The 19,464-nt window shown below is 50.8% G+C and carries 15 protein-coding genes; 5 read left to right on the top strand and 10 right to left on the bottom strand.

Annotated features, from left to right (window positions below):
- The first annotated feature begins 472 nt into the window (after positions 1 to 472).
- The 4 genes from EYC82_RS15640 (at position 473) to EYC82_RS15625 (ending at position 6,451) form a co-directional block, all read left to right on the top strand.
- The gene (locus EYC82_RS15640) at positions 473 to 2,020 is read left to right on the top strand and encodes an MBOAT family O-acyltransferase (protein ID WP_279250479.1); all 1,548 of its coding nucleotides are present in this window, start codon (positions 473 to 475) and stop codon (positions 2,018 to 2,020) included.
- 287 nt (positions 2,021 to 2,307) lie between these two features.
- A complete protein-coding gene (locus EYC82_RS15635) occupies positions 2,308 to 3,195 on the top strand; it encodes a hypothetical protein (protein ID WP_279250478.1) in 888 nt (295 codons plus the stop codon).
- A 306-nt stretch (positions 3,196 to 3,501) separates the two neighbouring features.
- A complete protein-coding gene (locus tag EYC82_RS15630; RefSeq protein WP_279250477.1) occupies positions 3,502 to 4,590 on the top strand; it encodes an alpha/beta hydrolase in 1,089 nt (362 codons plus the stop codon).
- Positions 4,591 to 5,203: 613 nt separating this feature from the next.
- The gene (locus EYC82_RS15625; RefSeq protein WP_279250476.1) at positions 5,204 to 6,451 is read left to right on the top strand and encodes a cellulose binding domain-containing protein; all 1,248 of its coding nucleotides are present in this window, start codon (positions 5,204 to 5,206) and stop codon (positions 6,449 to 6,451) included.
- A gap of 347 nt (positions 6,452 to 6,798) precedes the next feature.
- On the opposite strand, the gene EYC82_RS15620 is transcribed toward EYC82_RS15625, so the two are convergent.
- The 9 genes from EYC82_RS15620 to EYC82_RS15580 form a co-directional block, all read right to left on the bottom strand.
- A complete protein-coding gene (locus EYC82_RS15620; RefSeq protein WP_279250475.1) occupies positions 6,799 to 7,557 on the bottom strand; it encodes an SDR family NAD(P)-dependent oxidoreductase in 759 nt (252 codons plus the stop codon).
- A 23-nt stretch (positions 7,558 to 7,580) separates the two neighbouring features.
- A complete protein-coding gene (locus EYC82_RS15615) occupies positions 7,581 to 8,399 on the bottom strand; it encodes an SDR family NAD(P)-dependent oxidoreductase (protein ID WP_279250474.1) in 819 nt (272 codons plus the stop codon).
- A 30-nt stretch (positions 8,400 to 8,429) separates the two neighbouring features.
- Positions 8,430 to 9,461: an FAS1-like dehydratase domain-containing protein gene (locus EYC82_RS15610; protein WP_279250710.1), complete on the bottom strand. Its 1,032-nt coding sequence runs from the start codon at positions 9,459 to 9,461 to the stop codon at positions 8,430 to 8,432.
- Positions 9,462 to 9,544: 83 nt separating this feature from the next.
- Positions 9,545 to 10,180: a nuclear transport factor 2 family protein gene (locus tag EYC82_RS15605; RefSeq protein WP_279250473.1), complete on the bottom strand. Its 636-nt coding sequence runs from the start codon at positions 10,178 to 10,180 to the stop codon at positions 9,545 to 9,547.
- Between the two features lie 342 nt (positions 10,181 to 10,522).
- On the bottom strand, positions 10,523 to 12,478 hold the full coding sequence (locus EYC82_RS15600) for a hybrid sensor histidine kinase/response regulator (protein WP_279250472.1): 1,956 nt from the start codon (positions 12,476 to 12,478) through the stop codon (positions 10,523 to 10,525).
- Positions 12,475 to 13,062, bottom strand: a complete 588-nt coding sequence (locus EYC82_RS15595) for a SpoIIE family protein phosphatase (protein ID WP_279250471.1) — start codon at positions 13,060 to 13,062, stop codon at positions 12,475 to 12,477. Before EYC82_RS15595 ends, EYC82_RS15600 begins: the two co-directional genes overlap by 4 nt.
- Before the next feature lie 7 nt (positions 13,063 to 13,069).
- Positions 13,070 to 13,462: an anti-sigma regulatory factor gene (locus EYC82_RS15590; protein ID WP_279250470.1), complete on the bottom strand. Its 393-nt coding sequence runs from the start codon at positions 13,460 to 13,462 to the stop codon at positions 13,070 to 13,072.
- 92 nt (positions 13,463 to 13,554) lie between these two features.
- Entirely contained in the window at positions 13,555 to 13,911 is a 357-nt protein-coding gene (locus tag EYC82_RS15585; RefSeq protein WP_279250469.1) for an STAS domain-containing protein, read from the bottom strand.
- Between the two features lie 27 nt (positions 13,912 to 13,938).
- Complete coding sequence (locus tag EYC82_RS15580) at positions 13,939 to 14,340, bottom strand: STAS domain-containing protein (RefSeq protein WP_279250468.1); 402 nt, start codon at positions 14,338 to 14,340, stop codon at positions 13,939 to 13,941.
- 309 nt (positions 14,341 to 14,649) lie between these two features.
- Here EYC82_RS15580 and EYC82_RS15575 point away from each other — a divergent pair, with 309 nt between their 5' ends.
- Entirely contained in the window at positions 14,650 to 16,857 is a 2,208-nt protein-coding gene (locus tag EYC82_RS15575) for a di-heme oxidoredictase family protein (RefSeq protein WP_279250467.1), read from the top strand.
- A gap of 487 nt (positions 16,858 to 17,344) precedes the next feature.
- Here EYC82_RS15575 and EYC82_RS15570 read toward each other — a convergent pair whose 3' ends face one another.
- On the bottom strand, positions 17,345 to 19,348 hold the full coding sequence (locus EYC82_RS15570; protein ID WP_279250466.1) for a 3-keto-alpha-glucoside-1,2-lyase-like domain-containing protein: 2,004 nt from the start codon (positions 19,346 to 19,348) through the stop codon (positions 17,345 to 17,347).
- Between the last annotated feature and the right edge of the window lie 116 nt (positions 19,349 to 19,464).

The following is a 19,464-nucleotide window of genomic DNA, read 5'->3' as shown; positions in this document are numbered from 1 at the left end:
CTGCCTAATGTTTTTCATATTAACGAGACCGTCTACCAAAAGCAGAGCCTAACAAGCAAGGAGTCTGTTATCCAGACACAATGTGCTCAAAAACACATTATCGAAGGTTTTGGCGATTTTGACGCCGTAATCGTCTGCTAAACGGCTCGAATGTGTGATTCAAGTCCGCTACCGCCCAAGCTTTTCATTGTCAGGGCGAGTGACCGGGCGTAATGTGCACTCGACATAAACAAAGCTTTTCAGACATTTTGAATTGAGAAATATTGGATCGCTCGATTATGTCTCGTTCAGCTAGTAAATCTTCAATATATTTCTGACAAGAGTAAGTGACTGCCAGATTCGACACTACAGTCCAAGCGACTACAGTTGGTGATATACAACCTACTTCACCGTTACTCTCTATTATTGACAAAGATAGTTGCGTATAGTGTTTGTATCTTGGAGTCTCTAAGAGCGTACGCCGCAGCGCTTTATGTTATTCAACTCGTTTCAGTTTTTACTTCTCTTCCTGCCTGTAGTGCTTCTTGTTTTTGTTTTCTTGGCTCGGACTGGCAATACCGAAGCACAGATCCTTTGGCTAATCGCGGCTTCTCTTATTTTTTACGGCAGCTGGAACCCGGCGTTCGTTGCATTAATTGTTTTCTCTGCCGCCGTAAACTTTCGGATCGGACAATTTTTAGCCACCACCTTAAACGAAGCGAACAAACATAGATGGTTAGTGATAGGAATCTTATTTAACCTTGGTCTGCTGGGCTACTTCAAATATGCCAATTTCTTTATTGAAAATCTCAATGCGCTGGGTATTTGGTTTATTCCACTTCCCGAGATCACTCTGCCTTTAGCGATTTCCTTTTTCACCTTCCAGCAAATTGCCTATCTCGTCGATGTCCGACGAGGCAAGTGCAAAGAATATCAATTCCGACACTATGCTCTGTTCGTTGTCTTCTTCCCACAATTAATAGCGGGCCCAATTGTTCATCACCGTGAAATGATGCCACAGTTCGAAAACGTGCGGCGACGAGATGAACTCTGGCCAGATCTGGCAGTGGGCTTTACCATCATGACCATCGGTCTTTTTAAGAAAGTCGTTCTGGCAGACTCGCTGGCACAATATGCCGACCCTCTCTTCGGTACAGCTGCAAATGGTGGAGCCCTCAATGCGATAGATTCCTGGATAGCCACCTTAAGTTTCAGCTTTCAGATTTACTTCGATTTTTCTGGTTACAGTGATATGGCAATTGGTAGCGCCCGCCTTTTTGGCATTCGATTGCCTGAGAATTTCAGATCACCCTACAAAGCAAAAAGTATTATCGAGATATGGGATCGCTGGCATATTACTCTGTCTCGCTTTCTCAGAGACTATCTTTACATCGCTCTGGGTGGCAACAGGAACGGCTCGACACGACGCTATCGAAATCTGCTTATCACTATGCTGCTGGGAGGCCTGTGGCACGGCGCAGCCTGGACTTATGTGGTGTGGGGTGGGCTTCATGGAATATACCTGTGCCTTAACCATGGCTGGCGTGCGCTATGCGACAAAACAGGCATAACACGTTCACTCGAAAGTCCACTACTTACGCTCGTTTACATAATCTGCACATTTCTGGCCTGGTCACTCGCACTGGTGGTTTTTCGCGCTCCAGACTTAAAGACATCTATCTCGGTTATGGCTCCCGGGTTCACAGAATTCTCCATTCAACAAAATTATTTATTGAATTCCACGGTTGCGACATCGACCTTGGGTAAATTTTTTGAGGCTTTAGGCTTCGCCTCAGGAAGCTACTTGTCTGTCTATCTGACGCTAGGTGTTTCAGCTGTGGTCATCTGGGTGCTACCCAATACGCAGACTTATATGCGCGCTTTCGATCCGGCGTTAGGTGCTACGGGTGACGCATCGAGAGGTCTAGTAAATATGCAGTGGCGTCCTGGGATAATGAATGCGCTTATCACAGCGTTTATGCTCAGCGCTGGTCTGCTCAGTCTTTCAGCTATATCGGAGTTCATCTACTTCCAATTCTGACTATGACACGCTATTTACTTTATATAGTTTTTTTTACAACCGGCATATGTGGTGCGGTTGCATGGTTCAATTATCAAGTGGACCCTTATGTTATGTATCACTACGCTGACGCGAGCGATGAGCGACTAAATCGAACGAACCAATTCTGGTCTTTTCGTGTAACGAAGCCATGGCATATTTTGGCACTTAAGCCCACGTCTATAGTGCTTGGCACATCCCGTACAGCGGTTATTCGACCATCTGCTTTTTGGCCTACGGAATCTAGCTACAACCTCTCGGTTCCTGGAATGACCGTTTATGAAATGAAGCGATTTATCGAGCTCGCGCAGGCAACCGGTCCGCTCGAATCTCTTTTGATTGGCGTTGATTTTGAAGCTTTTATTCGTAACAAGCATAAAACCGCTAAAGGCTTTGAAGAAGCTCGTATGGCAAGGAGATCAAAAGATCTAAATTCTGCTCCGTTCCTGTTGCAACGTGCAAAGGATGCCGCCGACAGTTTATTTTCACTGCCGTCGTTTGTAAGAAGCTTGTCTGCCTTTACCGGTAGCGCCAAGCTGACTCGACGCTACTACAAGGATGGCTCATGGCAAATAACATCTAATATATTCACAGGTCGACAAGGGTTCCAGTACATAGGTGACAGTACCATTCTCGCAATAAGCAAAGAAAAACTGAGTCTCGATGAAAATATGGAACGCTTCGCTGACATACTGCGCTTTGTCCACAAAGAGAATATTGACACCAAGATATTTATTACACCGGAGCATGTGTTTTTAATTGATCTGTGGACTCGTCTTGGTTACGGCGACATGTGGAATGATTTTCATCATCGCTTGATGGAAGTCAATCAATTAGTAGCCAAAGAGATGAACGCTCAGCCTTTTCCTCTCTATGCGTACAACAATTTACCAAACATTGTCGATGAACCCATTATGGGTGCCCGTGATGCTAAAAATTCTTTTTTTACCGATGGCGTTCATCCTCGGCAGGCTCTCGGCGATAAGATGTCGGCTTCCGTTTGGAGCCAAGAAGGTGACTTTGGTACGCCTCTGACAGCGCAGAATATCGAGGCGTACCTGGAGAGTGTCGATTCACTTCGCCGTGGTTTTGAGAATTCTCACAGTGAATCTAATTCTCGACTGCGGCGTGCGATTACGTCAGCAGTAGCGCAGTAGTAGGCGCGCAGTGGCCAATCCGATTCTGCCAAGTTAACCTACAGATCACCCCAGAGTAACTGGTTTGTATCCGCCTACGGCAAGAACATTACCGACGAAGACGTGCTGGTATCGCTTACAATTATCGGGGTAGCGACCGGCGGCTATGCTGCACCACGAACCTATGGAGTCCGAGTTGGATACAATTGGTAACGGGTATTAGCACATTAGCCTGTCTAAATGGCAGAAGCCCCATGTTTACGTTTAGGTCAGTACCTCTTTTGAAATACGTCCTTCTTCAGCCCCAGAAAAAATGGAGATTCAGTCATGTCAGTTAGAGTCTCTCAAAAGCTAATTGCTTCCATCGCGGTTTTTTTGCTGTTTTCTGCATGTTCAGAGGCTCCCGAACTGCTCAATAACAATGACCCCAGCCAGTACTCGGTCTCCAGGGACGTCTTATGGGCATCGCCTGATGGTTTCGACCTTACAATGGATATTTACACGCCAGCACGAGGCGCAGATTCATACCCGGTTGTGATTATTTACCACGGTGGAGGCTGGCTTATAAATGACAAATCCATCATGGATCAAATGGCGAAATATCTTGCGACTAACAGTGACTACGTAATCTGTAACGTCAACTATCGCCTCCTGATCGACAATGACAATTCTGTAACGCTGAATCAAATTGTCGAAGACGCTTTTGGCGCAGTGCTCTGGATTAAGAATAATATCAGCCAATACAAAGGTGACGCGACACGAGTAGCTGTAACAGGTGATAGCGCGGGGGGTCACCTGTCTGCCATGATCGTGAATGCGGGAAACCAACTGACATCGGAGAGCTATTCAGGGCAAACACTCGGCTTTAATCCCTCCTACTTGCCCGCTGGAAAAACTGCAGAGGCAATTGCTCAAAACGGAGGCCTCGATGTTCAGGCTGCCATACTGAGTTATGGGTCATTTGATTTGTATCAGGGCAGTTTGCAGGGTTTTGAAACAATAAAAAATCCGTTTTGGTTAATGGGTGGCGTATTAGCCAGAGGACTATTTGGCGATGAATTTAATCCTGACGATAATCCTTCAATTTATAAGGGCGTGTCTCCTGTTTACACTATTCCAAATTCAACTGAGCGCGAACTGCCACCACAGCTGCTCACAGTCGGTAGCGAAGACTTTTTAACCACACCGGCCTCCGTGAAGGATTACATGGAAAAACTCAAGGTCGCGGGCCACAGTGTTGAATATTGGGAACACGACGGTAGAGGTCACGCATTTTTAGACTCCGGGTCAGGCACGTTGTGGAGCGACGGTTTTGAGGTCGATGCACCACCTGCACTCGATGTGATGATAGCGTTTCTCAATAGAATATTTTATTCAAAGCTGGAGAGTGAACACACGTCACCCGCTGGGTTTTAGGCAGGTTTCCGGCACTGAAAAGCTGACTTGCTTTTTGTCAAAGAGTGAGCAAAGAGTACGTATGATTCAGCCAAATCGAATCAGGATTGGAAGCGGATAATTCATTTCTGGCTCCCTGCACACTGTGTTCTTTCCGCCAGCCAACGAGCCGCTTTTTTGTCAGCATCAGGCGTCGCTTGTGCACCAGGTACGTCAGACATAACGTTGATTTCCAGACCCGGGCACTCGTACGCTCCACCGTCTTCCCTTGTAATTACTGATCTTAGTTCTTTATACGTCTGGTGCAGACTGGCTGGGATTTTTCCAACCCCGTTGCGGTTTGGGATAGCTCGGAATCGAGTGGCGTAGATCTTGATCGGTAATGGGTGTCGATGGCATCAGTAGATCGCTATTTCGCGATCCTCGCAGTTCGACGGCGTTAAGTCATGGGCATCCATTTTTGAACTTATGTCCGAGAACATTGTCTAGCAAAAAGGCACAGCACTGCGTTGGTGAGTGTGAAAATGCTACGGAGCAGGGCGCAGGTAACACCAAAAAAATCACTATTCGGGTATAAAATGAACTAAATCAGTTATTTAAAGATTATTTCCGGTTCAACACCAGGGAGAACGTGATGCAATTCGATTATAAAAACATTCACGAGCACACTAAATTCGCTATAAGCCGACAAGGTCGGGCCCAGTGCGTAAAAACAGGTTTCCTGGCAGCACTAACAATTACCGTATCGGCTGCGACATCGGCTTCCATCGCTCAAACCGTACAATCCTCAACACCCTTCTCTGTTGTTATTAGTCTCTCGGACGACTGGGGTTCGGGAGCCTGCGGGGAGGGCCTGGTAACAAACAACAGTTCGGTCAAAAGTCTCTGGGACGTTACCGTTGACCTACCGGGCTATGTGACCCATTACTGGAATGCCGAGATAAGCTATTTGACGAATCCATATCATGAGGGCAGTGCGATGGCACACGCCTGGCGTGTCGTAGGAGGGGAGTGGAATCAAATGTTAGAGCCTAACGCCTCCACGACGTTTGGTTTCTGTATCGACAGGACGCAGCTGCCAGAGACCGCATCTACAGACGATGGAGGCACGCACATGGAGCACCCACATACGGAAGCGGAGAGCAATTTTATCGATTTGGCGAGCTTTGGTCTCACCTATGGCAGTGATCATACCGATCATGAAGGCCTTGTCGGTGGCAGGACCGCAATTACGACGGAAGCACTGCTGGCTTACAATAATCTAAGGGCTTTTGTCGGACTGCCACCAGCGACCCTTGATGACGTTGGCGCATGGGCATTTGCAAACACTCTGACCAACAACACACAAGCCTGGGGCAACGATCAAGTAGGCGTCGGCCTCTGGTATGCAATGCAAGGCGCGAAGGTCGGGTGGATGGCCGATAACGGATTCGACCCCCAGATTATCGCCGACATCGAACGTACGGCGAGATTAGGTTCTGCAGAGGATGTGCTCGCCATGGTAGTTGCCTATGGCCATGAGGGTTTTGCTGGATACCTCACTGAGAATGGCTACGCTGACGCCTTCATAAACACGCTAAAGATGGAGCCGCATTACGCAGGATGGATGCATGACCGCGCGCATGGTTGGTTGTCGATCGAAAACGTGGCTATTGCTCATGACGTGAACCACCTTACGGTTCTCAGTCACGATCAGATGCGACCATTCATGAATGACACATGGGACTGGCCACAGTGGCCGGCGCTAGAGGTTTCGCAGGCACGTGTTCTGGAGTATTTCCAGAGCATGGTGGTACTTGGCGACCCACTCGGAGATCACCTGGAAGACGTTTTCGGTCCGCCGTTTGAGAATCCCGTGGCCCCGCCGCCGGCAGGATGCTGACGCAGTGATCTGGTAACGCGGCAACCGGTTTGGCAGATCTCCGGCGGTCTCATGATTACAACGCGGCACGCCCTGCTCCAATGGTGTGGTATTGAGCAGGCATTGATACATGTAGTTTTTTATTCGAGAGGTGAAGAACCAGGGTAACTTAGTGAGTGAGATCTCACGAAGCGCAGCAGCTAATCATCCATGTGCTGAACCCTGTGTGCGTGGAAACGGCTCGTCACCTCGAACTGATTTTTCAGGACTCACCTCGTAGTAAGTTGTGACAAGGCCACCTTGAGTGGCCTCAGAAAATACTTACAGATGACGAAATTTCGCCGGGAAGCGCCACCGTTTACTCGTGCTTATCGCACGGCACCACCACCATCCACTGAAAGCAGCTGACCGGTGATAAACGAAGCCCTGTCAGAACTGAGAAAAGTTACCGCCTCAGCGATTTCGTTTGGCTCCCCCAGACGATTCATTACCGCGGAACGCCGCAGTCCCTTGGCTATATCTGGTTGCTCTTTGAAGTAAGCCTCCAAACCAGGCGTCCGAATGACACCGGGTGACACCGCGTTGATCCGGATACCTTGCTCTCCGTACTCGGCCGCTGCGCTCTTTGTGAGCACATTTACCCCCGACTTTGCCGCAGCGTAGGCTGTATTCAAAGCTTGGCCCTTTAGAGACGCATTGGAGGATATATTAACGATTGCACCACCACCCGTGTCAAGCATCGCAGCGATTTCATATTTCATGCACAGCCAGGTATTGGTCAGGCACATCTCCAGCGTCTCATCAAACACCTCCTTCTCATAGGTGTGAATGAAACCTGAGCCACGACTGACCGCGGCACTGTTGCAGCAAATATCCAGCCTGCCATAGGTCGCCACCGTTTCGTCTATTGTATTTTGAACCTGCTCCTCTTTACTGATATCACCTTCGATAAAATGGGCTCGGCCACCCGATGCCTTTATCAGTCCGGTAGTCTCTTCGCCCGCATCCACATTGAAGTCAGTGACCACCACCGCAGCACCTTCCCGTGCATAGGAGAGCGCAATGGCACGACCAATACCCTGGCCAGCACCTGTCACCAGCCCAATCTTTTTTTCCAGTAATGCCATACGTTTATTACCCCTTCAGCTAATCAGCGGTTGTCGGCCTGATTGTCCAGATTTGTAATATCAAAGGAAGGTACATAAAGCTGCGGCGTCTTGCCGCCGTCCACGGGTAAGATCACACCGGTTATAAACGACGCCTCGTCAGAGCTCAGGAAACAGATGGCTGCAGATATCTCAGCAGGCGTCGCTGCTCGCTGCATCGGAATCGCGTCGGTGATGACTTTCTTGACATGCGGATTCTTGCCAGTAGCGGCGTTGAGCCCCGGGGTATCTACCGCCCCGGGAGCGACTACATTGATACGCACGTTGTGTGGCGCCGCCTCCATGGCGGCGCATTGACTAAACTGGTTGAGAGCTGCCTTGGCGGCGCCATAACCACCCGAGGCGGTACCCGCGCGCAAACTGCTCACTGAGGAAATATTTACAATAGCGCCAGATTGTTGAGCGATCATAACGCGCATCGCAGCCTGCACGCCTACAAAGACACTGTCTACACCGATTCCAAAATTAGCTTTCCAGTCGTCAAGACTTTGGTCAACCACCATGCCGCCGATCACCGAAGGAGCGTTGTTGACTAACACATCTAAACGACCGTATTCCGTTGCAATATCTTTTATCAACCCGGCGAACCCATCCGTATCGCCAACATCCAGGCCAACACTGATAAATTTTCCGCCGCGCTCCGCAATGGGGTCGACCAGCTCATCGAGCTTTGGCTTACGCCGCGCACAGCCAACCACGATGGCTCCCTCCTCGGCCAGCTGCATGGCTGTAGCACGACCTATCCCCATACTTGCTCCAGTAACAATTGCGACTCTGCCTTCAAAACGCCTGTTATACGTCATTATTGTGTGCTCCTGATGTGCAGATCATTTCTAGGGGTTGAGTTCCACATCGGCTGACCCAACCACGTGTGAGCCCTTACTGTTGGTACCGGAAAAATCGACGGTGACCACAGGCCTGTTCTTTGAGCGATCAACCTTTTTGACGGCTCCTCTGAGCGTCATGCAATCGCCGGGCGTGTTGGGGGCCATCAGTTTGAAGGTGAGGCGCTGTAATCGACTGGCGGGGCCAGCCCAGTCTGACAAATACCTCGCACACAGCCCGCTGGTCGTTAGAATATTCATAAATATATCTGGCATGGCAGCGCGCTGCGCTGCCGGAGCGTTGTGGTGCACCGGAATAAAATCCTGCGTTGCAATCGCACCGCCGACAATTAATTTGTGGGTGATCGGGATGATCAACTCAGGTAGCCCGTCGTCAAGCTCCACTTGCGAAGCCGACAGATCAGTACGGTCGCACTGCCCATTTTCAGCGGGTGCAGAGTGCCTGCCTACCGTTTCCGTAGCTACTTTGTCACGCATGCGATCAGAAGTGACTCGATCTGCTATTTTAGGTTTATATTGGAAATACGAAATCAACGCTTGCGCGAAAGGTTTACCCAGCTCCGTGCTGTAGTCGAGTTTTTCCGTCACGAAAAATCCCTCACCAAGCGCGGTCTTTTTCCTATCGCTGATCTCGGTGATGGTGGTGTGATGTATTGGGCACTCGCCTTCCGTCAGGTAACGACTAAACTGTATGTCGTAACTGACGGCGACGTTACGCGTGTAGCCCAAGTCAGACATCTCCTCGAAAACGTGATAGGGCTTACTTTGGGTCGATCCGGGCGCATAGTCATCATTAAAATCACGCATTGTCCACACCTGCATCATCGCAGGCGGCGCCACCAAGCTCTCAAATTCGGTCCGCTGCCGATAGTTATCATCAAGGTATAAAGGATTATTGTCTCCCATGGCCGTACACCACTGCCACACCTGCGCGCGATTTACAGGGTTGAAGCCTCTGTAAGGCCCCAGCCGCTTGCCTATCAAGGTTTCCAGCTTTTGCTTCTCACGTTGCTCGTCCATGCTAGACACGATTGCATTCCATTTTATTCAGCTTACCAATCTATTGCCTGAGACCTCTAGAATGGCGGACCAGGTAGCCAGTTTCAACGCACCTGCACACGCGGAAACGGTGCGTCAGCGCGCATGGTCTCTAAAAAGTTGTTCAAGGGCGCAGGCGTGGCAACCTCGGGCTCATCGGCGTTGGGCGGCGTTGCCCAGAACTTACTCCAGCTAGGGAACAGCTGATGCCAGGCGCCATCATAGCGTTCACGGTCTGGCCAACGCATTTTCTGCTCTCCGGTTGGCGGTTTGTTTAGGTCCGTCGCGTACCAATAGCACGGCAGTCTGCGTCTAAAGTACCAGCGGCCATCAACCCGTTGGTAGTTGTCCCAGTAAATCATCTGCATAATAACCCACTCGTCACCGTCCTCAGAGGGCGTCTCGTGTTCGTTTTTTGAGTAGACAATGCCATGAGCGTTATCGGCATCGTCGAACTCGATAATGTGATTACCCGTGTGATGGGAAGTGCCAGTGAACTGCAAGCGCAGAGTATCGTCCAGCCAGCGTTTGAGGTGAGCACGCCCCACGCACTCTCGACTGACGCGAATATCTTCAGCAAACAAGTTAACGTGAGCATCAAGATCACGCATGTCCAAAGACAACGCATATTTAGCAACTAACTGGCGAATCTCTTCAATAGACTCCAACCGGTCCAGACGTTGCTCTACGGATTCTTCCAATAGCTTACACCTCACTGTCAAAAATCTATCGTTGCCCGCTGCGGATCGTCGCTATTGGTGACCGTAACACGGACCAACGTGTTTGCCATGAGCGGAGAAGGTAGCTCACTCGCCAACTTAAAACACACGCTTCCAGCCTCCGCACAAGGCATCACTAACACCACTTTTGGCTCACTAGCCACAGGCAAAAGGAGTGCTGCCGCCATCAATGATAGCCCATAAAACTGCGGGGTAGGCACGTCGGATAATTAAAAAATGTGCTTTTTATCCGTATTATTATCATTGCTGACCACCAGCGAAAAAACTTTCGGCGAATCGATCTAACCGGGGTTACAGCAGAATCTAACTGTTGGCCACAGCGTCCAGAACCTCAGAAAGCTCTGCCATTCGAAAGGGCTTTGCGATTACTCCCGCGAAACCATGAGCGCGAAAATCTGACATCACAGGATCATTCGAGTAGCCACTGGACACGACGATTTTGATATCGGGGTCGATATGCAAAAGCTTGGTCGCAGTCTCCTGCCCGCCCATACCGCCCGGCACCGTCAAGTCCAGAATGACCAAGTCGACTCGCGTCCCAAGTTTTTTCAGCTGTTCATATTGTTCGATTGCAGCTTCCCCATCTGCGGTCAACCACACTCTATGACCGAGAAAAACCAGTTGCTGCTCAAGTAGCTGTCGAACCGTGACGTCATCATCCATCACCAATACTGTCAGATGGTGTTTGAACAGGACGGACTCTATTTCCGGACTATTTTTTATTCCCCCTGTTTTGTCAGCAGGAAGATAGATCGTAAAACAAGTGCCCTGACCAATATCAGACTGCACATTGATGTAGCCTCCATGCTTTTGAATAATAGAATGACAGATAGCCAACCCCAAGCCGTTACCCTCCTTCTTCGTAGTAAAGTAAGGATCAAATACTTTCTCAATCAGTGCGTTACTCATACCGGGACCTTCATCACTGATGGTCATCTTGATGAAACTGCCTTGACTGAGCGGAAGCTCTTCTTGCACGTCGGAGGGATTGACATTTTCGCAAACAACACTAACGGTGCCACCTTTAGACATTGCCTGACTCGCGTTTAGAACAATATTTTGAATCACTTGATCTATCTGACCAATGTCGATATCTGCCATCCATAAATCATCAGGAATCGAGTGTGTCCAACTAGAGTTGGAACCACGCAGAACAAATTCTACAGACTCGATGATTAGATCTGCCAAGGAAGCGGTTTCCAAAATTGGATCTCCACCTTTAGAGAACGTTAGCAGCTGCTGCGTCAATTTCGATGCCTTCTGAATCGCATTCTCAGCCTGAGACAGATGCGAATGGATATCCGATTCACTTTGAGCTTTGGATGATGCGAGCTCCAGATTTCCCAGCATGATGCCCAAATAGTTATTGAAGTCATGCGCTATGCCTCCTGCCAAGAGGCCCACGGACTCAAGTTTTCCAGCACGCTCGCGCTCAAGAGCAGCCGATCTTTCTTCGTTAACATCTCTAAGCACCAGTACTACTCCCTGAAAACTTTTCGCATCATTAAGTATTGGTGACGCTGTGAGCTCAACTGGCAATCGCTCACCATCTTTAGAATGGATTACAGTAAATCGCCCGAAATCGGTAAATAATTTTTCGGAAATAGCACGCGAAACAAGATTCTCATACCGCACGTTTTCTCTCTCATCAATGACGTGAAGAACGTCATCGGCATACATTTCAGTCGCCTCGCTCAGTGTGAACCCAGTAAGTTCTTGAGCTGCTCGGTTGATCTGTACTATTCGGCCCATCGCATCAGTTGTAATTACCCCTTCGTGTATCGACTGCAAAGTCACTGACAAACGCTCCTTTTCAGCGGACAGTGCATCCGCCAGCCGGGCGAGCTTTATGGGCTCTGAATTTTCTTGCAATATTTTTTTAATTTCCCTAAGTCCGGCGTCTTTCGCTGCTCCGGAGTACGACCGCTCAAAAAAAATCTGATATTCATGCTGATATTTCGCCGAACGAGCGACGCGATCGGTGAAAAATTTGCGCAGGGGTGCTGCCAGCTTTTCGATTCGGTCACCCGAGAACGATACGCGCAAGCTAAGCTGCGTACCCTGCACTTCTGCCTCTATGAGAAATTGGGCAGAACCGTCGGCAGAAACAAGGAGGCGCGCCAGTTCTGAGCTGAAAGTCGCGGCGTGGCTTGCACGGGTCTCGTTGTAGTCACAGTACAGTGACAATTCAAACACCTTGCTGCGCGCCTCCAGAACTGCAGACTCATCGTTTAGGAGCAGCTGGTCGAGGATGGTCATGGCAGTACTTCCAAAGTCAGGCACAAAGCATCATCAGTATCTTTTGCGAAATTAGACATAACGAAGCGACCAAGAGATTGCGCTCCCACTATCAGGGCGTCATCGCACTCACCTTGTGTAAACTCGCCTACACCATCGCTACAAATTGATAGCATATCGCCAGTACTTAGGGAGCAGGATCGCTCTATTGGAATGGATATCTGATAGCCCACGACACCAGCCTGCCTAAGGCATTCTATCCGCTTCGGCTTGAATAGCATCATGCTTATATTACCAATGCTAATGTACCTCAAGAGACTCTCTTTCTTGCAGATTCTGCAAAGTGCAAGAGCGAGACCCACGGATTTTCGCACGTGATGATGCAGCCCGTGAACAATCTCGGGCAATGGAGAGCTGGCGCTCTGCTCGCAGAAGTCGAGCGCTTTTGCAGCTATTTTATGCGCCTCTTTACCATGACCAAGTGCGTCAATAACGACGAGCAGTATTGTATTATTATCTCGATCTTCGACCACTCGTGCTGCATCGCCGCTAAAACCACCCTGCCCTGGCATCGGCTGGCATTGAACCGAGTACGAGAAATTCATGGCCCTGTTAAACTAACCATGCTCGAACAACGGTCACAGTGCCCTTGTCAGCCGTGCTGTGAATGGAGAACTCATCAGCCAGACGCCGAGCGCCCGGCAGTCCAACCCCCAAGCTGCCAGCGGAGCTATAACCGTCAACCATCGCTTGTTCCAGATTTTCTATTCCAGGACCTTGATCCTCGACGGTGATCTCAATGCCAGACCCTCCCGTCCCGTCTAACACCGCAATTGTGACTGTCCCTTTGGTGGCGTGCACATAGGCGTTAGTGGCGAGTTCCGAAACCGCAGTAGCCATCATGCGCCGCTGGGTTAGGCCGAAACCCTCCGCAGACATAGCTTCTTCGGTCATCGCTACGGCCCTTGCAATATCCTCTTCAGCGTCTATGGGTACATACATCATATTCAGTTCTTTTACCTCGGCCCGCCTGAGTAATATTTTCCCAAGCAAGCGGTAAAGGCTTGTCCGGACGCGCGCAAGGTTTTAGATAAACATTACGACGCCGCCAGATTTACGTCCGGTTTGTCGAGTTGTTGCATGGCCTGATCGACAGTAGTTGCCGTTTGGACATCGCCGAGCTTGAAATCCAGTTCAACTAGTGCTGCTGCCACTGCTTCCCGAATACAACAAAATACTGCGCTTGACCTATAGAGTCGGGCAAGCTTTGCCACCCTGAATACGCGTCGAGCCTGAACAGTATCTGCGGCCACGATCTTACTGCAATCCACGACTACCCCTTGCAAACCACCTTTGGCGGCACGCCTTGATATTTCATCGTACAGGTTCGCGATATCAGTGGAGGTAATGTCCGCAGGAACGGATATGACCAGTATGTTTCGATTGGCGTACACTGTCTGTTGACTCTACAGTGATAATTTCTATTTTGATGTTTCGATAACGTATCCAGTTTTCTCGAAAGCCAACGAGAGCGCATCGGATAGGCTCCCTGTTGTAGTAGTAGTTTCAAGATCAATACCAAGCTCTACCAGCGTGACAGCAACTTCTGGTGAAATACCCGAGATTATGGTATCGGCGCCAATTAGCTTGGTAGCGCGTCCAATTTTTAAAAAATGATTCGCTACAGCGCTGTCGACAACAGCAACCCCCAAGATGTCGAGCACAATCACTTTCGCACTTGTTTGCACCACTTTCGCTAACATCGCGTCCATCATTTCCTTACTTCTTGCTGAGTCGACGGTCCCAAATACTGACAGGAGCAAAATACCATCCCAAAGTTCATTAACAGGTGTGGAGTTGCTGCTGCTGGCCATTTTTTTCATAGCGTGTTCCTGACCTTCTAAAGTCGTTTACTTCCAATTAGTAGGATGGGCTGAATACTATAACATCTCGTGTTTATACGCGAGCCGGAGGTATCAAGGTCCGCTCCCAGGAGATTAACTAGAACCAATCCGGAAGCATTCTTTTCTTTTATTCCGTCTTTTTACCTAGGGTCTGGACGTGTCCAATCTGCCGGTGACCTCGAATTCTCATGGCATTGTACCCAATTGCGTGGCCCGTGCTGACTCGACAGGCTATAGATATTTCCTATACTCCATTGAACGGTGCAAATTTTGGTAACTGCCTCAGCGATGAATAATAATCCAACAAGAGCGGCTACCGCCACGGTACTAATACTGTTAGTGGGATGCAGCCATCCGCTCGAAATAGTCGGTGACGGTGATATTCTCGCTGTCAGTGGATCACGGAGCTGCAGCCTCGAGGAGCATCATGCCGGCGCCGCGACCTGCGAAAAAAACTATGTTGCTGCGGGCTACGACGAAACTTATCTGGCGTCGCCGCGATCTGGCTGGGCATTTGAGCGGTGGGAAAACTGCCCCGACGAGAAACCCCAGATCAGTGGTTGTCGTTTTTCAGTGCCGCTGGAGGCCGTGCGCGCATTCTACGGTGATACAGCCCCACCGCTGATCGCCCACTTCAGCGAAATTCCTGCGCCAAACCCACCTATTGCTCCACTTTATGATGCATCCACGCCGCTGGAGCCCGCACAGCAAATTTCAACAACATCTGCATTAATCACCCGGTTTTCCGATCGAGCGCGTGATCGGCATGCGCGAGAGGATGAATTTCAGGCGTATGATCACTATTTGGCGCATTACTGGGAACACCGCACCGCAGCCGTAGAGATCATTGACACGATCGGGCGCGGCGGCGACACCATTACCTTTAATGTCACCACGCAGTGGCAGCTAAGCCCGAACCAGGCAGAGCTACGGTTTTTTTATCGTGGTATCAATACCGTGGCTGAGTATCACAATAATGGCGTGATGATTCCTATTGATGATACGCATTACTCCCGCAGCGTTGCTTACAACAATAAAACCAACGCGCCGCTTGAGCCAGGTGATCGTCTCGAGTTCGAATTGAGTCAGTTTTTAGAAGCCGTGCCTAACGGCCGTAACAATTATTATGGGACAACCTACCTCTATATTGTTGGACAAGGACTCGTGCCGTGGCAGGCCCGTGGCGTTTTCGGCGATTTTTCCACACAATTGGAGGATTCTTTCGCCATTCCCGAGGCAGGCTGGCTCGGTGGCAACACAACACTGCCCTATCAATATTCCAATGAGCCTGATAATCACTTTCTACAAATGGCGACGAACCTGTCCAGTCTTAACGGCCAGAATTTCGTCTTGGGCCGTAGAGTGCATCATACTGATTTCGAGGATGGAGGGCACAACGAGTCGCCAAAAAACCCGCCCTTCGACGCGCTGGCTGGTTTATTAGGCAATCATTATATCAACCACTCCTGCGTGTCTTGCCACGCCCGCAACGGCCGCGCGTTGCCGCCTGCCGAGGGACAGCCGTTAACACGCTATGTCGTCAAAGTTGCGGACGCAAGCGGCAACCCCCATCCAGCCATCGGTAGGGTGCTGCAGCCGGAGTCCAGTACAGGCAACGCCGAGGCAGGCATTCTGTTGCAATCCTGGCAGGAAACCATGGGACTGCGTCGTCCCATTTATTCCTTTTTGGGCGTCGAACCAGAGCAGTTTTCGACGCGCATTGCACCGCAGCTAGTGGGAATGGGTCTGCTGGAGGCCATTAAAGAGGAGGATATTGAAGCGCTGGCAGATCCCGACGACCTCGACGACGATGGGATTTCTGGACGCATGCGCCGTGTGCGCGACCCCGAATCCGGTCAGTTCAGGCTGGGGCGTTTTGGCTGGAAAGCCTCTCAAGCGTCTGTGCGGCATCAGGTCGCGTCTGCGCTAAATACCGACCTGGGCGTCATGACGTCCACCTTTCCAACCCCTGATTGTGGCCCGATGCAAATGGATTGCGGTGCCTCTGGCGCGGAGCTACCCGATGAACACCTGGATATGTTGACGGCGTATATCTCGCTACTGGGCGTGCGCGCCAGACGCGGGTTGACCGAGCCCGATGCATTAGCGGGCGAGGCGCTGTTTGCGGACTCAGGGTGCATCGCTTGTCATGTGAGTACATTTACTACCACTGCATACCATCCGCATGCAGAATTGCGCAACCAGACGATTCATCCTTATACGGATTTGATGCTACATGACATGGGGCCGGGCTTGGCCTCTACCCTGAACGAGGCAGATTCTAGCGGTAGTGAATGGCGTACCGCGCCGCTCTGGGGTATCGGTCTGACTGCCGGGGTGAGCGGCGGTGAGGCGTATTTACATGATGGTCGTGCTCGCAATCTTGAAGAGGCCATTCTATGGCATGGCGGGGAAGCTGAGGAGTCCAAGCAGGCTTTTGTTGCTCTCACAGCTGCACAAAGACTCGCGGTGATTGCGTTTCTTAAAACCTTGTAATATGCGCAATGAAACGTCGGCCGCGCCTTGGTCCGCGTCCAGTACTTAAAAGTTAAATCACCGCTTCTAAAGAAGTACAGTCCTGAACTATGATGCCAGGCATCTTCTTCAATCTACCTCATTCTACAAGCACAACGATCCTGAAATCGTGACAATATTCAGTTATGACTAAATGCCTTCCCGAATTACTCATATTGTAGATTGCAGACTATGCAGTGACGAATCTATGGGCCTGTTCCATTGATTTGAATCAACGCATCCCACGCTGCCGTTCGCGCCCTCATGGACCCAATATTTTTTCTGCCAATCATTGCATGATGGCTGTTTACGGGTGCCGGCTGTGAACGCCGGCCCCCTGGAGAATTTAGCTTTTTGGCCTAACCCCAACTCGCGAATTTTGAAAGAACGCTGCAATCCTGCTGAACGGGTTTTCAACTAAAGCACTAGCATCGCAATGCCAAGCAAACACGCTATAACGTGATGGCGCTCAACAACCCGCCGGCTGCGTGACTCTCACGTTATCCACAGAAGTAGAGGACCGACTCGTACGAATACCGATGGCGCCTGATGCATGATCGCTGTCGCTGGCATCAATAAGCAGGTCGTCATTGATCGACACCTGAATAGACTCGCCCGCCACTACAATCTTGTAGTTTTGCCAAACAAAAGGAGAGTATCCCGTCGGCACCGATGCGATCAAAGTAGTCGCCCCGCCAACTCTTTTGCGTAATTCCAGCTCTCCGTCCGTCTTCAACCTGGCGAAGTAGAGATTCTTATTATCGGACACCCTGAACGCAAGTGAATTGGCGTAAGACCCGGCAGCGGGATCAGCGTTGCTGACCGTGATCATATCCGCCGTGTAGGTATAATCAGTCCATGCCGGATTGCCGGCATAAGCCTGTTTATATGCCGTAATGTTATCTTGATTATAGGTCTCACCGCTGATGTACCACGTACCATTCTCTGTCCACGGATAGGTGGTGTTACCACCATCAAAATTATCAACCATGTTGGCAAGGGTTTCATTGCCCAGCGCCACGCGGGTGTAAGGGGCGCTGATGGGGATACTATTGCCGCCGACGGTAACCGTGTGCGTAGTGATCAGGTCGATAGACGTGCGACCGGGCTCGAGCGGGATAGAGGCAGTGACGGTACTGCCGGCGCCGCTCATGGTAGTCCAGTTGTCTTCAGGGAACAGATCATAGAGGTACCAGGATGAACCATCGGGTTCACGCTCATACATCCAGAAGATGCGGCTGTCCTCAGGTACGCCGCCATCCGGGAAAGTCACTGTCACCTCGAGGGTGTCACCGCTGACCACCGTAGCGATTTCGGGTATCTCAAGTCCGCCGTCAGCCCCGAAAAGCTGCTCAGCGAAGAAAGCGGCATCGACGCTGTCGCTAGGCGCCTCCGGATGACCGGGGCGGCCGTGGCCGCCGTTGGGCACGATATAGGTGCGCAGGTTGGGCAGGATGGTGGCGGTGCCAGGCACATCATACGCCACCCAATCATGCGAGCCAGGGAGGCTGAAGTAACTAACACCGCGGGCTACCAGCTCATCCCAGTTTTCGCTTACATACATATCGTCTGCGACACGGTCCAAGCTGGCCTGGACCTCGGCTTCGGACCAGCCGAAGGCTAGCGCGTCGTCCAACAAGCCGGCGTTGGATCGATAGGCCTTGTAGTAGTAGGGCCACGGCTGATCGCCCTGTGGCAGGCCTGCAGCGACGGCGGCGTCATAGTCACTGTCGGCTGCCGCAACCTCGGCAAGGGCGAGCGGGTCATTGGTTCGAATCGGCGTAAGGGCCGTGAATGCACGGGTGCTCCGTACCGCAACGATGCGTTCGTCATGAATAGATGAAACCAGCGGGGTAATGCCGTTCTTGGAGTTGCCATAGGCAATAACGGGGCCGGGCAGGAAAAGATCGTCGTCGAAGGCCGCGGTGATCGCCCGCATCATAACGGCACCCCACATATAGACCTCGCTGTAGCGCAAGTCGAGATCCTCCTGCAGGAAGCGATTACGCAGCGCTGTCTGCGTCGGCAGCGAGGACAACTCCGGATAATTCGGGAGGCTTTTGATCTTGGTCATGACCACCCCGACACCACCGTCCAGGGCTACCTCGTCACTGGCGGTCATCGCTTTATCGCCCTCGCCGGTTCCTTCCAGCCGCGCTCCGGTAATGACAAAGCCCTGCACAGAACCCTGCAGGGGAACAACAAGCCTCACGGGCACTCGAATCTCAACGCCCGGCCACCAGTCATCGACGTGGATATTAATAAGCTTCTGCCGCGTAGTGCCGTTAATGGTGTCGACGTGCCAGGGCTCGACCACCACCACGTCAAGCGTACTGGTGTCGGTCAGGGTCGGCATGTGAAAGGGCTCGTCCAGCGTCGGGCCGGACGGTTGAGCCTGCGCCTGGGCGCCGACCACCACTAAAAGAATGGCAACCACCCAGCGGAGAATCCTATCTGGAGTTCTGTCTTTCATACTACCACCTCTTCCGAAAGCCTATTCAGAGTCTGATCCACACTGGCATTGTCAGTGCTGTCCGTCAATATCATGAACGTCAGATATCTTGTCCTTTCTATCATGCGGAGTTTTTT

Origin of the sequence: Candidatus Marimicrobium litorale (assembly GCF_026262645.1) — a bacterium.
Classification (GTDB): Bacteria; Pseudomonadota; Gammaproteobacteria; order Pseudomonadales; family Halieaceae; genus Marimicrobium; species Marimicrobium litorale.
Note: the sequence above shows the minus strand (reverse complement) of the source record. Positions and strands in the feature narration are given on the sequence as shown.